At 55.8% G+C, this 16,359-nt stretch carries 10 protein-coding genes, 2 tRNA genes and 3 rRNA genes; 9 read left to right on the top strand and 6 right to left on the bottom strand.

Features of this window, described 5'->3' with window-relative positions; all coding sequences use genetic code 11:
* The first annotated feature begins 50 nt into the window (after positions 1–50).
* Complete coding sequence (locus ACA072_RS19865) at positions 51–1,859, top strand: aminopeptidase P family protein (RefSeq protein ID WP_497620045.1); 1,809 nt, start codon at positions 51–53, stop codon at positions 1,857–1,859.
* Here the strand turns inward: ACA072_RS19865 and ACA072_RS19860 are convergent.
* Complete coding sequence (locus ACA072_RS19860) at positions 1,852–2,772, bottom strand: LysR family transcriptional regulator (protein WP_497620044.1); 921 nt, start codon at positions 2,770–2,772, stop codon at positions 1,852–1,854. The genes ACA072_RS19865 and ACA072_RS19860 overlap by 8 nt on opposite strands.
* A gap of 104 nt (positions 2,773–2,876) precedes the next feature.
* Between ACA072_RS19860 and ACA072_RS19855 the strand changes: the two genes are divergently transcribed.
* Positions 2,877–3,875, top strand: a complete 999-nt coding sequence (locus ACA072_RS19855) for a zinc-dependent alcohol dehydrogenase family protein (protein ID WP_497620042.1) — start codon at positions 2,877–2,879, stop codon at positions 3,873–3,875.
* On the opposite strand, the gene ACA072_RS19850 is transcribed toward ACA072_RS19855, so the two are convergent.
* Both ACA072_RS19850 and ACA072_RS19845 read right to left on the bottom strand, forming a co-directional pair.
* A complete protein-coding gene (locus ACA072_RS19850) occupies positions 3,872–4,462 on the bottom strand; it encodes a 2-hydroxychromene-2-carboxylate isomerase (RefSeq protein WP_497620040.1) in 591 nt (196 codons plus the stop codon). The two genes, ACA072_RS19855 and ACA072_RS19850, sit on opposite strands and share 4 nt — an antisense overlap.
* Positions 4,463–4,499: 37 nt before the next feature.
* Positions 4,500–5,228, bottom strand: coding sequence for an SDR family oxidoreductase (locus ACA072_RS19845; protein WP_131060120.1), 729 nt, complete (start codon positions 5,226–5,228; stop codon positions 4,500–4,502).
* A 92-nt stretch (positions 5,229–5,320) separates the two neighbouring features.
* Between ACA072_RS19845 and ACA072_RS19840 the strand changes: the two genes are divergently transcribed.
* Entirely contained in the window at positions 5,321–5,893 is a 573-nt protein-coding gene (locus tag ACA072_RS19840) for a TetR/AcrR family transcriptional regulator (RefSeq protein WP_497620038.1), read from the top strand.
* Here the strand turns inward: ACA072_RS19840 and ACA072_RS19835 are convergent.
* Entirely contained in the window at positions 5,880–6,161 is a 282-nt protein-coding gene (locus ACA072_RS19835) for a hypothetical protein (protein WP_010461128.1), read from the bottom strand. The genes ACA072_RS19840 and ACA072_RS19835 overlap by 14 nt on opposite strands.
* Positions 6,162–6,329: 168 nt before the next feature.
* Complete coding sequence (gene rhtA / locus ACA072_RS19830) at positions 6,330–7,217, bottom strand: threonine/homoserine exporter RhtA (RefSeq protein ID WP_497620036.1); 888 nt, start codon at positions 7,215–7,217, stop codon at positions 6,330–6,332.
* A 670-nt stretch (positions 7,218–7,887) separates the two neighbouring features.
* Here rhtA and ACA072_RS19825 point away from each other — a divergent pair.
* The 5 genes from ACA072_RS19825 (at position 7,888) to rrf (ending at position 13,106) form a co-directional block, all read left to right on the top strand.
* Positions 7,888–9,426 (top strand): 16S ribosomal RNA (locus tag ACA072_RS19825).
* 82 nt (positions 9,427–9,508) lie between these two features.
* Positions 9,509–9,585: transfer RNA gene (locus ACA072_RS19820), tRNA-Ile, on the top strand.
* A 27-nt stretch (positions 9,586–9,612) separates the two neighbouring features.
* Positions 9,613–9,688: transfer RNA gene (locus tag ACA072_RS19815), tRNA-Ala, on the top strand.
* Positions 9,689–9,938: 250 nt separating this feature from the next.
* Positions 9,939–12,830 (top strand): 23S ribosomal RNA (locus ACA072_RS19810).
* A 160-nt stretch (positions 12,831–12,990) separates the two neighbouring features.
* Positions 12,991–13,106: ribosomal RNA gene (gene rrf, locus ACA072_RS19805) — 5S ribosomal RNA — on the top strand.
* The 16S, 23S and 5S rRNA genes sit together here with 2 tRNA genes alongside, the layout of an rRNA operon.
* Before the next feature lie 111 nt (positions 13,107–13,217).
* Here rrf and ACA072_RS19800 read toward each other — a convergent pair.
* Complete coding sequence (locus ACA072_RS19800; protein WP_497620034.1) at positions 13,218–14,141, bottom strand: TIGR03571 family LLM class oxidoreductase; 924 nt, start codon at positions 14,139–14,141, stop codon at positions 13,218–13,220.
* A 277-nt stretch (positions 14,142–14,418) separates the two neighbouring features.
* Here ACA072_RS19800 and mrdA point away from each other — a divergent pair, with 277 nt between their 5' ends.
* On the top strand, positions 14,419–16,311 hold the full coding sequence (gene mrdA / locus ACA072_RS19795; RefSeq protein WP_497620032.1) for a penicillin-binding protein 2: 1,893 nt from the start codon (positions 14,419–14,421) through the stop codon (positions 16,309–16,311).
* Positions 16,312–16,359 lie beyond the last annotated feature (48 nt).

The following is a 16,359-nucleotide window of genomic DNA, read 5'->3' as shown; positions in this document are numbered from 1 at the left end:
GCGTTGATCGGCACTCAACAATAATGATGAAGTGATTAGCAGGAGACATGATGAGTACGCAGCTTTCGATCAATGGATCGGTGCCCGAGCGCCTGGCGCAAACCCGCGAACTGATGAGCCGGGAGGGCATTCATGCCCTGCTGGTGCCGTCGGCCGATCCGCACCTCTCGGAATACCTGCCGGGTTATTGGCAAGGGCGGCAGTGGTTGTCGGGCTTTCATGGTTCGGTCGGCACGCTGATCGTTACCCCGGACTTCGCCGGCGTCTGGGCCGACAGCCGTTATTGGGAACAAGCGACCAAGGAACTCAATGGCAGCGGCATCGAACTGGTCAAGTTGCAACCGGGCCAGCCCGGCCCGCTGGACTGGCTGGCCGAGCAAACCCCTGAGGGCGGCGTGGTCGCGGTGGATGGCGCGGTGATGGCCGTTGCATCGGCCCGGACCCTGGGCGGTAAACTCGAAGAGCGTGGCGCAACCCTGCGCACCGACATCGACCTGTTGAGCGAAGTCTGGAGTGACCGTCCGACGCTGCCGAACGAGCCGATCTATCAACACTTGCCGCCTCAGGCGACCGTCAGCCGTGGCGAAAAACTCGCGAAGCTGCGTGAAGTCTTGAAAGAACGTGGCGCTGACTGGCACTTCATTGCCACCCTCGATGACATCGCCTGGCTGTTCAACCTGCGCGGTGGCGATGTGTCGTTCAACCCGGTATTCGTTTCCTTCGCCTTGATCAGCCAGGAGCAGGCCACCCTGTTCGTGGCCCTGAGCAAAGTAGATGCCGAGCTGCGTGCGGTCCTCGAACAAGACGGCGTGACCCTGCGCGATTACAGCGAAGTGGCAGACGCCTTGAGTGCTGTGCCGAGTGGCGCGAGCCTGCAAGTCGATCCGGCGCGCGTGACCGCCGGTTTGCTGGAAAACCTGGACAGTGGTGTGAAACTGGTCGAAGGCCTGAACCCGACCACTCTGGCCAAATCACAGAAGAGCCTGGCCGATGCCAAACATATTCGTCAGGCCATGGAGCAGGACGGCGCAGCACTGTGCGAATTCTTCACCTGGCTGGACTCTGCGTTGGGTCGTGAGCGCATCACCGAACTGACCATCGACGAACACCTGACGGCCGCGCGTACTCGTCGTCCGGGTTATGTGTCGCTGAGCTTCAACACCATTGCCGCCTTCAATGCCAATGGGGCGATGCCGCACTACCACGCCACCGAAGAAGAACACGCGGTGATCGAGGGTGACGGTCTGTTGTTGATCGACTCCGGTGGTCAATACCTGGGCGGTACCACCGACATCACGCGGATGGTGCCGGTCGGTACGCCGACGGATGAGCAGAAGCGCGATTGCACGCGGGTGCTCAAAGGCGTGATCGCCTTGTCTCGTGCGCAATTCCCGAAAGGCATTCTTTCGCCGTTGCTCGATTCGATTGCCCGCGCGCCGATCTGGGCTGAAAACGTGGATTACGGACATGGCACCGGGCATGGCGTCGGCTACTTCCTCAACGTTCACGAAGGTCCGCAGGTCATCGCGTATCAGGCTGCCGCTGCCCCGCAAACCGCGATGCAACCGGGCATGATCACCTCCATCGAACCGGGTACTTACCGTCCGGGCCGTTGGGGTGTGCGGATCGAGAACCTGGTGTTGAACACCGAAGCAGGCAAGAGCGAATTCGGCGAGTTCCTGAAATTCGAAACCCTGACCCTGTGCCCTATCGACACCCGCTGCCTGGAACCGTCGCTGCTGACGTTGGACGAGAAGCAGTGGTTTAATGCTTATCACGCCGAGGTGCGCGAGCGCTTGAGCCCGTTGCTGGATGGCGAGGCCCTTGATTGGCTGAACACCCGCACTGAGGCTATTTGATCGGTTGGAGTTCAGGCGCTTTTTCGAGCGCCTGAGTCATGTAGTCGACAAAGGCTTTGACCCTGGCGGATTGGCGACGATTCGCCGGGGACACGGCATGAATCGGTAACGACTGCGCGGTGTAGTCCTGCAAAATCGCAATCACCCTACCGGCGTTCAGATCCTCGCTGAACAACCACACCGGCGACATCGCAATCCCCAGTCCTCCCAACACCATCTCGCGAATCGCCTCGGAGTTGTTGCTTTGCGCATTGCCCTTGATTCGCACTTCGTGACGTTGGGCGCCTCGCTCGTAAATCCATAGGTTCTGACTGTTCAGCAAGTTGAATTGCAGGCAATTGTGTCCGCGCAGTTCGTCCGGTGTTGTTGGCTGGCCGTGTTGCTTGAGATAGCTCGGCGCTCCGACCGTCACCCGGTGGGTGGTGCCGATGTGGCGGGCAATGAGGCCGCTGTCGGTCAGTTCGCCGATTCTGAACGTAACGTCCAGGCCTTCGCTGACCGGATCCTGATTCTGGTCACTGAGTTGCAGGTCTATCTGAACCTGTGGATGTTGCTTCAGAAACTCAGGGAGTCGCGGTGCAATTTGCAAACGTCCGAAACTGACGGAGGAGCCGATCTTCAGGTTGCCGGCAACGGTTTCCCGGCCAGATTGAAAACTGTGTTCCGCCGCGTCCACCGCCGCCAGGATTTGTCGGCATTCGTTGTAGTACCGCTGGCCTTCGTCCGTCAGCGAGAGTTGGCGGGTGCTGCGGGAAATCAGCTTTCCGCCCAGTTCTGTTTCCAGCGCCCTCAATACTTTGCTGATGGTCGGCTGGCTGGTCTGCATCTCCCGGGCCACGGCAGAAAAACTGCCACGTTCGACGACCCGGACGAAGATGGCCATTGCATTGAGTTTGTCCACGGGGTTTCTCATTGATGCCAAATGGGCATGGTCACTATAGCTATATAGCGTCTTATCGGCATGAGTGTGCGGGAGGAAGATCGGTCCTACAGCTACCTCTGACTGGAATTTGCGAAATGACTGACTCACTTGAAATGCGTGTTCTGATTGTTGATTCGGCCAATGGGCCTTTACGCTTGGCTTCCATTCAGCGGCCTGTGCCTGGACCGGGCCAGGTGCTGGTCAGGATCAAAGCCAGCGGGGTAAACCCGTTGGATGCCAAGATTCGTTCGGGGCAGGCGGCTCATGCGCGGCAGCCGTTGCCGGCGGTGCTGGGCATGGATCTCGCGGGGACGGTTGAGGCGTTGGGAGAGGGCGTCAGCGGATGGCTGCCGGGTGATGAGGTTTATGCGATGGCGACCGGAATCGGCGGTGCGCAAGGTTCACTTGCTGAGTTCGCAGTGGTCGATGCGCGGCTGTTGGCGCACAAGCCGGACAACCTGAATATGCGTGAGGCGGCCGGGTTGCCGCTGGTGCTGATTACAGCATGGGAAGGACTGGTGGACCGGGCTCGGGTTCGAGCGGGTCAGAAGGTGCTGATTCACGGCGGTGCGGGTGGTGTCGGGCATGTGGCTGTCCAAATAGCCCGTGCTTTGGGTGCTGAAGTGTTCGCCACTGGCTCGGCGGGGCAACAGGCGACCATCGAAAGCTTCGGTGCGACGTTTATCGATTACCGCAAGGCTTCGGTCGAGGACTATGTGGCTGAGCACACGGCGGGAGAGGGGTTCGATATTGTCTACGACACGGTGGGCGGTGAAACGCTGGACGCTTCCTTCAAGGCCGCTCGGGTTTACGAGGGGCACGTGGTGAGCTGCCTCGGATGGGGGCAGCACAGTTTGGCGCCGTTGTCGTTTCGGGGCGCGACCTACTCCGGAGTGTTTACCTTGTTGCCTTTGTTGACCGGCAAGGGAGGCGAGCATCACGGACAGATCCTTCGGGAAGCCACGCAGTTGATTGAGGCCGGTAAGCTCAAGCCGTTGCTCGACCCGCGGCAGTTCACTTTGCAAACCGCCGAGGCCGCCCATGAACTGCTCGCTGCTGGAGCTGCTAAAGGACGCTTGGTCATCGAGATTTAACTCAGGGCCTCAATGACGAAATCCAGCCGATCCTGGCCGAAGTACAACTGGTCACCGACGAACATGCTCGGTGCGCCGAATACGCCTCGTTGGACCGCTTTCTCGGTGTTGTCCTTGAGAGCGGCTTTGACTTCCTCATCGGCGGTGAGGGCCAATACTTCGTTGGGATCGAAACCATTTTGCGTCAGCACGGTTGCAACAGTCGCCGGATCATCGAGGCTGCTTCCCTCCACCCAGAGTGCGTGAAACAGACAATCGATGAATGCATGGAAGCGCTCGGGATGGCGCAACTGCATACCCGTTACAGCGCGCATCAGCATCAGCGTGTTGATAGGGAAGTGGGGGTTGAACTTCAGTGGTACGCCGTAGCGCTTCGCATAGCGATCGAGGTCCTGAAACATGTAGCGACCTTTGGCCGGGATGGTCGCCGGTGAAGCGTTGCCGGTGGCTTTGAAGACCCCGCCCAGCAGCATCGGTTTGTAGATCAGCTGGCTGTCGGTCTGCTCGCAGATCTTCGGCAATTGGGTGTACGCCAGATAAGTGGCGGGGCTGCCAAGATCGAAAAAGAACTCTACGGTTTTGCTCATTGTCGGTGCGCTCTGCTTATTGTTGTTGGGGGGAGGCTTACCAGCGTTCGTTCCAGGGGCGCAGATCCAGTTCGAAAGTCCAGGCGTCCCGGGGCTGGCTGTGCAAGTACCAATAGTTCTCGGCGATGTGCTCGGGATTGAGGATGCCGTCCTCGTCCTTGGTCGCGTACTTTTCCGGAAAACTGTTGCGAATGAAGTCAGTATCGATGGCGCCGTCGACGACCACGTGGGCAACGTGAATATTCATCGGTCCCAGTTCCCGGGCCATGCTTTGGGCCAGTGCACGAATCCCATGCTTGGCGCCGGCGAACGCTGCAAATCCCGCCGCACCGCGCAGGCCTGCGGTGGCGCCGGTGAACAGAATCGTACCTCGTTGGCGTTTGGCCATCCGCTTGGCCACTTCACGCGCATTGAGAAAACCCGAGAAACAGGCCATTTCCCAGATCTTGAAGTACTTGCGGGCGGTTTCTTCAAGAATGCTGCACGGCACATTGGCGCCGATGTTGAAAACGAACGCTTCGATGGGGCCGATCTCGGTTTCAATCTGTTCGACCAGCGCAATCACGTCCTCTTCCTTGCGTGCATCACAGGCAAATCCGTGGGCGTCGCCGCCGTTGGCCTTGATTGCATCAACCAACGGTTGGAGTTTGTCCGCGCTGCGACGCGTAACGCAGGCAACGAAACCTTCCTGGGCAAAACGCTTGGCAATGGCGCCGCCGGTGGCATCACCTGCGCCGACAACCAGTACGACCTTCTTATTATTCATGGGTAGATCCCTTTGCTGAACGATCGTTAACTGAACGAACGTTATGCTAGGATTTGGCAGGCGTCAAGACGATCAATCCTGAGGGCAAGGCAATGCGTTACTCGGCCAACCACAAGCTGGAAACAAGAGAGAAACTGCTGGCAAGCAGCGCGGTGTCGGCCAAAAAGTCTGGTTTTTCTACGGTAGGTGTCGACGGGCTGATGAAGGCGATCGGCTTGAGTGGCGCCGCTTTCTACAGTCATTTTTCGTCGAAGGACGAACTGTTTGCTTCGATCGTCGAGCGTGAGTTGTGCCAAAGCCTGGAACAGCTGGGTGCTGATCAGGATTGCGAGAGGCTCGAACGTTGCCTGAAGCATTATCTGAGCATGTCCCATGTCGAGCATCCGGAGTCCGGTTGTGCATTACCGGTATTGGGAGCCGAAATCGCCCGTTCGGATATCGCTATTCGCCAGCAGGCGGAAGTCTGGATTTGTCAGTTGCAGGCGAGTTGGGCGAGGGTTCTGGAAAGCGACAGCCTGGCGTGGGCAATTCTGTCGCAATGTATCGGTGCGTTGGTCGTGGCGCGAATGCTGGCCACCCCGGACATTCAGCGCGTTGTTCTGAAGTCCAATTACGATGAGATGGGTCGCCAGATTGCCGGGCGGCATCAACCTATTTGCAAATGACGATCATGCTTCGGCTGGTATAGCCGGCAGGGTTGAGGCCAAATGGGTAATCGCCCGGCTCTTCCACGGCATCCCCGGATTTGGCGATAACCTTGTAACCCTTGGGCGCACACGAGTTGGCGGCGCTGGTGTAGCACTTGTCCCAGGATGACGAAAGTCCGGAACAGTTGATATGCAGACCTTTCTTGCCGTGTTTGACCTGAGTTTTCGATGTCGCCGCGCAGCCCGCAATTGCGAGTACGGCGATCAGTAGCAAAATTCGTTTCATTACTGTCCTTATAGCGTTCCCGGATCTTGTGCCCGGGTGTGGCTGCAGTCGCTTTCGCTTGAAGCGTTCTGATATCCCTATCCTGAAAAATCCATGTCTGACACTGGGTTACGGGCCTAAACATGGCCTAATTGAGCGGTAAATACCAGACCTGCGTCAAATCCTGTCTCAATCCGCCGCGACCGCTGGCTTGGCAGCACTTCCCATGGTCATGGTCGCGCCTACGGAAGCCAGAATGATGCACATGATCGCCATCCACTGTGACAGTGTGAGGTACTCATGGAGAAACAGCAGGCCCGACAGCGCGCCAATAGCAGGCTCAATGCTCATCAATGTGCCGAAGGTACGGGTCGGCATTCGGGTGAGAGCGATCATCTCCAGCGTGTAGGGCACCGCTGTGGAGAGAAGGGCGACACCGATGGCCAAGGGGATCAATGACGGAGTCAGCAGGGCGGCACCGGCATGGACGATGCCGATAGGGGCAACGAACAGTGCAGCGATCATTACTCCCAGTGCTGCGGTCTGCACGCCATTGTCGGCACCGGCCTTCTGGCCGAACAGGATGTACAGTGCCCAGCACACACCCGCACCCAAGGCATAACCGGCACCTGCAAGGTCGATTCCAGCCGTTGTCGCACCTGTCGGTATCAAAAGCAGCAAGCCGATGGCCGCCAGGGCTATCCACAAGAAGTCGATCGCGCGGCGTGAGGCATAGATAGCCACCGCCAGCGGTCCGGTGAACTCCAGGGCAACGGCAATACCCAGGGGGACGGTACGCAACGACATATAGAAGAGGAAATTCATGCCGCCCAGTGCCATCCCGTACACGATGACGGTACGCAGGGACTTTGCGGTGAGCTTCGCCCGCCATGGGCGCAACAGGACCAGCATGATCACACTGGCGAAGAGCAGCCGCAGGGTGGTGGTCCCCTGAGCACCAATTATCGGGAACATGCTTTTGGCCAGTGAAGCTCCGGACTGGATCGAAGCCATGGCTATTAATAGCAGGCCAACCGAAAACAGGGTCGAGGCGAGTCTGCGGGGATGGTCATTCATTACGGGGCATCGTCCGAAGTAGGAGGCGAGAGTGTTGCTCTGTGCGTTGAGCAATATACTGCGCACTTGCGGCGGTTGCGTCTATATATATGCAGCGATTTTGGACATCCTGATAGAAAAGCCAAATTAGGGGTTGACGGCAGATTCTGGAAGTCTATAATTCGCCCCACTTCCGGCGCAGTCGAAACGGAAAACTCCTTGGTAAACAAAGAGTTACGCAGTTTTCGACAGCGAGTTGCTTCAGGTCATCGAAGCCCAGAAGGAGTTGATCAAGCGAGGTTGTTTGGCTTGATTGACGGTTCGATCTTCTCGGTCGAAAGCGGAGAAAAAGAGGTGTTGACAGCAGCGAGTAACGCTGTAGAATTCGCCTCCCGCTAACGAGAGATCGAAAGCGCAAGTGGTTGAAGTTGCAAAGGAAACTTTGAAAACTTCTGAAAATAACCGCTTGACAGCAACAGAGGCTGCTGTAGAATGCGCGCCTCGGTTGAGACGAAAGATCTTAACCAACCGCTCTTTAACAACTGAATCAAGCAATTCGTGTGGGTGCTTGTGGAGTCAGACTGATAGTCAACAAGATTATCAGCATCACAAGTTACTCCGCGAGAAATCAAAGATGTAACCAACGATTGCTGAGCCAAGTTTAGGGTTTCTTAAAAACCCAAAGATGTTTGAACTGAAGAGTTTGATCATGGCTCAGATTGAACGCTGGCGGCAGGCCTAACACATGCAAGTCGAGCGGCAGCACGGGTACTTGTACCTGGTGGCGAGCGGCGGACGGGTGAGTAATGCCTAGGAATCTGCCTGGTAGTGGGGGATAACGCTCGGAAACGGACGCTAATACCGCATACGTCCTACGGGAGAAAGCAGGGGACCTTCGGGCCTTGCGCTATCAGATGAGCCTAGGTCGGATTAGCTAGTTGGTGAGGTAATGGCTCACCAAGGCGACGATCCGTAACTGGTCTGAGAGGATGATCAGTCACACTGGAACTGAGACACGGTCCAGACTCCTACGGGAGGCAGCAGTGGGGAATATTGGACAATGGGCGAAAGCCTGATCCAGCCATGCCGCGTGTGTGAAGAAGGTCTTCGGATTGTAAAGCACTTTAAGTTGGGAGGAAGGGCATTTACCTAATACGTAAGTGTTTTGACGTTACCGACAGAATAAGCACCGGCTAACTCTGTGCCAGCAGCCGCGGTAATACAGAGGGTGCAAGCGTTAATCGGAATTACTGGGCGTAAAGCGCGCGTAGGTGGTTTGTTAAGTTGGATGTGAAATCCCCGGGCTCAACCTGGGAACTGCATTCAAAACTGACAAGCTAGAGTATGGTAGAGGGTGGTGGAATTTCCTGTGTAGCGGTGAAATGCGTAGATATAGGAAGGAACACCAGTGGCGAAGGCGACCACCTGGACTGATACTGACACTGAGGTGCGAAAGCGTGGGGAGCAAACAGGATTAGATACCCTGGTAGTCCACGCCGTAAACGATGTCAACTAGCCGTTGGGAGCCTTGAGCTCTTAGTGGCGCAGCTAACGCATTAAGTTGACCGCCTGGGGAGTACGGCCGCAAGGTTAAAACTCAAATGAATTGACGGGGGCCCGCACAAGCGGTGGAGCATGTGGTTTAATTCGAAGCAACGCGAAGAACCTTACCAGGCCTTGACATCCAATGAACTTTCCAGAGATGGATTGGTGCCTTCGGGAACATTGAGACAGGTGCTGCATGGCTGTCGTCAGCTCGTGTCGTGAGATGTTGGGTTAAGTCCCGTAACGAGCGCAACCCTTGTCCTTAGTTACCAGCACGTAATGGTGGGCACTCTAAGGAGACTGCCGGTGACAAACCGGAGGAAGGTGGGGATGACGTCAAGTCATCATGGCCCTTACGGCCTGGGCTACACACGTGCTACAATGGTCGGTACAGAGGGTTGCCAAGCCGCGAGGTGGAGCTAATCCCAGAAAACCGATCGTAGTCCGGATCGCAGTCTGCAACTCGACTGCGTGAAGTCGGAATCGCTAGTAATCGCGAATCAGAATGTCGCGGTGAATACGTTCCCGGGCCTTGTACACACCGCCCGTCACACCATGGGAGTGGGTTGCACCAGAAGTAGCTAGTCTAACCTTCGGGAGGACGGTTACCACGGTGTGATTCATGACTGGGGTGAAGTCGTAACAAGGTAGCCGTAGGGGAACCTGCGGCTGGATCACCTCCTTAATCGACGACATCAGCTGCTCCATAAGTTCCCACACGAATTGCTTGATTCATTGAAGAAGACGATAAGAAGCAGCCCGAAATTGGGTCTGTAGCTCAGTTGGTTAGAGCGCACCCCTGATAAGGGTGAGGTCGGCAGTTCGAATCTGCCCAGACCCACCAATTTTGTGTGGGAACCTGTAGAAATACGGGGCCATAGCTCAGCTGGGAGAGCGCCTGCCTTGCACGCAGGAGGTCAACGGTTCGATCCCGTTTGGCTCCACCACTACTGCTTCTGTTTGTTGAAAGCTTAGAAATGAGCATTCCATTGTGATGATGGTGAATGTTGATTTCTAGTCTTTGGATTAGATCGTTCTTTAAAAATTTGGGTATGTGATAGAAAGATAGACTGAACGTTACTTTCACTGGTAACGGATCAGGCTAAGGTAAAATTTGTGAGTTGCTCTTAATTGAGCAGCATCGAATTTTCGGCGAATGTCGTCTTCACAGTATAACCAGATTGCTTGGGGTTATATGGTCAAGTGAAGAAGCGCATACGGTGGATGCCTTGGCAGTCAGAGGCGATGAAAGACGTGGTAGCCTGCGAAAAGCTTCGGGGAGTCGGCAAACAGACTTTGATCCGGAGATGTCTGAATGGGGGAACCCAGCCATCATAAGATGGTTATCTTAAGCTGAATACATAGGCTTAAGAGGCGAACCAGGGGAACTGAAACATCTAAGTACCCTGAGGAAAAGAAATCAACCGAGATTCCCTTAGTAGTGGCGAGCGAACGGGGACTAGCCCTTAAGTGGCTTTGAGATTAGCGGAACGCTCTGGAAAGTGCGGCCATAGTGGGTGATAGCCCTGTACGCGAAAATCTCTTAGTCATGAAATCGAGTAGGACGGAGCACGAGAAACTTTGTCTGAATATGGGGGGACCATCCTCCAAGGCTAAATACTACTGACTGACCGATAGTGAACTAGTACCGTGAGGGAAAGGCGAAAAGAACCCCGGAGAGGGGAGTGAAATAGATCCTGAAACCGTATGCGTACAAGCAGTGGGAGCCCACTTTGTTGGGTGACTGCGTACCTTTTGTATAATGGGTCAGCGACTTATTTTCAGTGGCGAGCTTAACCGAATAGGGGAGGCGTAGCGAAAGCGAGTCTTAATAGGGCGTCTAGTCGCTGGGAATAGACCCGAAACCGGGCGATCTATCCATGGGCAGGTTGAAGGTTGGGTAACACTAACTGGAGGACCGAACCGACTACCGTTGAAAAGTTAGCGGATGACCTGTGGATCGGAGTGAAAGGCTAATCAAGCTCGGAGATAGCTGGTTCTCCTCGAAAGCTATTTAGGTAGCGCCTCATGTATCACTGTAGGGGGTAGAGCACTGTTTCGGCTAGGGGGTCATCCCGACTTACCAAACCGATGCAAACTCCGAATACCTACAAGTGCCGAGCATGGGAGACACACGGCGGGTGCTAACGTCCGTCGTGAAAAGGGAAACAACCCAGACCGTCAGCTAAGGTCCCAAAGTTATGGTTAAGTGGGAAACGATGTGGGAAGGCTTAGACAGCTAGGAGGTTGGCTTAGAAGCAGCCACCCTTTAAAGAAAGCGTAATAGCTCACTAGTCGAGTCGGCCTGCGCGGAAGATGTAACGGGGCTCAAACCATACACCGAAGCTACGGGTATCACTTAGGTGATGCGGTAGAGGAGCGTTCTGTAAGCCTGTGAAGGTGAGTTGAGAAGCTTGCTGGAGGTATCAGAAGTGCGAATGCTGACATGAGTAACGACAATGGGTGTGAAAAACACCCACGCCGAAAGACCAAGGTTTCCTGCGCAACGTTAATCGACGCAGGGTTAGTCGGTCCCTAAGGCGAGGCTGAAAAGCGTAGTCGATGGAAAACAGGTTAATATTCCTGTACTTCTGGTTATTGCGATGGAGGGACGGAGAAGGCTAGGCCAGCTTGGCGTTGGTTGTCCAAGTTTAAGGTGGTAGGCTGGAATCTTAGGTAAATCCGGGATTCTAAGGCCGAGAGCTGATGACGAGTGTTCTTTTAGAACACGAAGTGGTTGATGCCATGCTTCCAAGAAAAGCTTCTAAGCTTCAGGTAACCAGGAACCGTACCCCAAACCGACACAGGTGGTTGGGTAGAGAATACCAAGGCGCTTGAGAGAACTCGGGTGAAGGAACTAGGCAAAATGGCACCGTAACTTCGGGAGAAGGTGCGCCGGTGAGGGTGAAGCATTTACTGCGTAAGCCCATGCCGGTCGAAGATACCAGGCCGCTGCGACTGTTTATTAAAAACACAGCACTCTGCAAACACGAAAGTGGACGTATAGGGTGTGACGCCTGCCCGGTGCCGGAAGGTTAATTGATGGGGTTAGCTAACGCGAAGCTCTTGATCGAAGCCCCGGTAAACGGCGGCCGTAACTATAACGGTCCTAAGGTAGCGAAATTCCTTGTCGGGTAAGTTCCGACCTGCACGAATGGCGTAACGATGGCGGCGCTGTCTCCACCCGAGACTCAGTGAAATTGAAATCGCTGTGAAGATGCAGTGTATCCGCGGCTAGACGGAAAGACCCCGTGAACCTTTACTATAGCTTTGCACTGGACTTTGAATTTGCTTGTGTAGGATAGGTGGGAGGCTTTGAAGCGTGGACGCCAGTTCGCGTGGAGCCAACCTTGAAATACCACCCTGGCAACTTTGAGGTTCTAACTCAGGTCCGTTATCCGGATCGAGGACAGTGTATGGTGGGTAGTTTGACTGGGGCGGTCTCCTCCTAAAGAGTAACGGAGGAGTACGAAGGTGCGCTCAGACCGGTCGGAAATCGGTCGTAGAGTATAAAGGCAAAAGCGCGCTTGACTGCGAGACAGACACGTCGAGCAGGTACGAAAGTAGGTCTTAGTGATCCGGTGGTTCTGTATGGAAGGGCCATCGCTCAACGGATAAAAGGTACTCCGGGGATAACAGGCTGATACCGCCCAAGAGTTCATATCGACGGCGGTGTTTGGCACCTCGATGTCGGCTCATCACATCCTGGGGCTGAAGCCGGTCCCAAGGGTATGGCTGTTCGCCATTTAAAGTGGTACGCGAGCTGGGTTTAGAACGTCGTGAGACAGTTCGGTCCCTATCTGCCGTGGACGTTTGAGATTTGAGAGGGGCTGCTCCTAGTACGAGAGGACCGGAGTGGACGAACCTCTGGTGTTCCGGTTGTCACGCCAGTGGCATTGCCGGGTAGCTATGTTCGGAATAGATAACCGCTGAAAGCATCTAAGCGGGAAACTAGCCTCAAGATGAGATCTCACTGGGACCTTGAGTCCCCTGAAGGGCCGTCGAAGACTACGACGTTGATAGGTTGGGTGTGTAAGCGCTGTGAGGCGTTGAGCTAACCAATACTAATTGCCCGTGAGGCTTGACCATATAACACCCAAGCAATTTGCTGACCTGAAAAGGCACCAGATTGCGGTGTGTGAAGACGAAACGAACCGAAAGTTCGAGACACTCACAAAACACCTGACCATCACATACCCATTCGCTGGAGCGTAATCTCGCAAGAGAGAACGACCTGGCTACCGAATTTCTTGACGACCATAGAGCATTGGAACCACCTGATCCCATCCCGAACTCAGCAGTGAAACGATGCATCGCCGATGGTAGTGTGGGGTTTCCCCATGTGAGAGTAGGTCATCGTCAAGATTAAATTCCGAAACCCCAATTGCGAAAGCAGTTGGGGTTTTGTTTTGCCCGCAGAAAAGTGGCGCAAGGAAAAGGGCAGCCTGATAACTGCCCCTGGATCCGCCTGCGTCGTTAGTGAAACTTCGGCAGTACGTGTTCTGCGATTTCTTCAATAACCTCCGCCACAGGGCGTTCGCTACGACGCACGTGCAAGCCGACATGTTGCACGCCCGCATTACGCAACGCCTGAAGCTCATCAATCAAGGCCTGCCGTCCACAACTCCCACCGAAGCGCACACGTCGCATGGGGGCATGAGGATTTGCTGCCAGGTCCAGGTGTACAAAGCTGATGTAAGGCTTATCGCCTCCGACTTCCCGCCACAGTCCCACTCGACGCCGATGCTCATCCGGCGTGCCAGGGTAGGCGAGCCACCCATCCATGTGTTCACCAATCCAGGCAGGTGATTGCTGGCCCAGACCTGCCACCAGTAAAGGTGCAGAGTGATCGCGCTCTGGCAACAGGCGAGCGCCCTCAGGCAATAGACCTTCACCTTGGCTGCGTATCAACTCAACCGTGTCGCGAAAGATCTCTCCGCGCTGATCGTAATCCACCCCAAACAACGGATATTCCATCGGCCGGTCACCACTGGCCACCCCAAGCAGCAAACGCCCATCACTCAGTTCATCAACACTGTTGGCGGTCTTGAGCGTTAGCCAAGGCTGACGCAATGGCAGCACAACCGCCGCCGCACCGAGCATGATGTTTTCAGTGATCCCGGCCAAATACCCAAGGTAGGAAAAGGTTTCAAAGACCTGTGCAGCATCGCCAAAGTCAGGGTCGTAAACCGGCACATCACGTACCCACAGGGCTCGAAAACCGGCTTTGTCAGCCAAACGCGCCATCGTCGCGTGCTGCTTCAAATCCGGGACACCGAACGGTCGATCCTCAGCAATCCGCAGCCGTTGTCCATTGCTGGACCAATCGTTATCCAGCGGCAGTTCCAGTCCGATGGAAAACCCATTCGAACCGAGTAATCGTTGAAATCGTGGATGCATGAAAAGACTCCCAGAAAACGAAATGGAATGACATGCACCCAGTATCTACAGGCCCACCTACAAGAAAAATGCATGAATCGGAATATCAATCTTGAATAGAACGCACGAGTCATACAAAAAACCGACTGTCGTTTTGGCCCTCAAGGACACCTGTTCGAGAAAATCGGGCTAAAGTGACCGCTTGGTTTTTGGTATGGTGCAGCTCGTTTTTTCAGGGATGGAATATCAAGCCTACGGATCGGCGCTCCCCCTTTTTAGTCAAAGAGCTGCTGCAGAAATGCCCCAACCGATACCCATCAAGGACCACGAAAAAGAGACGCGCCTGGTCAACAAGAGACTGATGGCTTGCGCCCTGTTCGTCGTCGCTATTACCTGCGCACTAGTGGTGCGCATGTATGTCCTGCAAGTGGTTGAATTCGACTATCACTCCACAATCTCCGAAAACAACCGCGTACATGTGCTGCCGATCACTCCCACGAGAGGGCTGATCTACGACCGCAATGGTGTAGTCCTCGCAGACAACCGTCCCAGCTTCAACCTGACCATCACTCGCGAACGCGCTTCCGATGTCAAAGAGGAACTGGATGAAGTGGTCAACCTCCTGCACTTGCCCGCCGAAGACCGGACACTGTTCGACAAGGCCATGAAGCAGGCGCGTCACCCGTTCGTGCCGGTCACCCTGTTCTACGAGCTCAGTGAACAGCAAATCGCAGTACTCGCGGTCAACGAGTTCCGTCTGCCGGGGATCGATGTCGAGCCCCAATTCGTTCGTCACTATCCCTTGGGTGCGCACTTCGCACACTCGATTGGCTACGTCGGCCGGATAAACGAAAAAGAATCCAAAGCCCTTGATACGGTGGAGTACCGCGGCACCCAATCCATCGGCAAGACCGGCATCGAAAAATTTTACGAGTCGCAGTTGCATGGCCAAGTCGGTTACGAAGAAGTCGAAACCAACGCTCAGGGTCGCGTACTGCGAGTGCTCAAGCACACCGATCCGATCCCCGGCAAAAACATTGTCCTCAGCCTGGACGTCAAACTTCAGGAGGCGGCCGAGGAAGCTTTGGGTGATCGTCGTGGTTCAGTAGTCGCGCTCGACCCGTCGACCGGCGAAGTACTGGCGATGGTCAGCAAGCCCAGCTTCGATCCGAACCTGTTCGTCACCGGCATCAGCTTCAAGGAATACGCAGCGCTGCACGACTCCATCGATCGGCCGCTGTTCAACCGCGTCCTGCGCGGCCTTTACGCGCCGGGTTCGACCATCAAGCCCGAAGTGGCCATTGCCGGCCTCGATGCCGGCGTCGTCACCCCTCAGACTCGCGTCTTCGACCCCGGCTACTACCAACTCCCGGACTTCGATCACAAATACCGCAACTGGAACCACAGCGGCGACGGCTGGGTGGACATGGACGCGGCGATCATGCGCTCCAACGACACTTACTTCTATGATCTGGCCCACAAGCTGGGCATCGATCGCCTGCACGACTACATGGCGATGTTCGGTCTCGGCGAAAAGGTCTCGCTGGACATGTTCGAAGAGTCTGCCGGCCTGATGCCATCCCAATCCTGGAAGCGCGCCACGCGTCGTCAGGCCTGGTTCCCGGGCGAGACGGTGATCCTCGGCATCGGCCAGGGTTACATGCAGGTCACGCCGCTGCAGCTGGCCCAAGCCACCGCGCTGATCGCGAACAAGGGGGTGTGGAACCGACCGCACCTGGCGAAGACCGTGGACGGTGTTGCGCCGGTGGACGAGCATCCGATGCCGAACATCCTGCTCAAGGACCCGCGTGACTGGGAGCAGGTCAACCATGGCATGCAAATGGTGATGCACGACGCCCGCGGGATTGCCCGAGCAGCGGCGCAGGGTGCTCAGTACCGGATCGCCGGCAAGAGTGGTACGGCGCAAGTGGTCGCGATCAAGCAGGGCGAGCGCTACAACCGGGCGAAAACCCTGGAGCGTAACCGCGACAATGCCTTGTTCGTTGGATTCGCTCCGGCTGAACACCCGAAGATTGTCATCTCGGTGATGATCGAGAACGGTGAAGCCGGTGGTCGTGTCGCCGGCCCGGTCGTGCGGCAGATCATGGACGCCTGGCTGCTCGATCAGGACGGCCATCTCAAGCCACAATACGCGACGCCGAGCAAGGTCCCGGGCGATCCACACGTCTAGGCAATCAAGGATTGATGGTGTCTGGTAAATCGCCTTCGCGAGCAAGCC

The sequence above is a fragment of the Pseudomonas sp. LBUM1656 genome (genome assembly GCF_059716065.1).
This window is presented reverse-complemented; position numbering and strand designations above follow the sequence as displayed.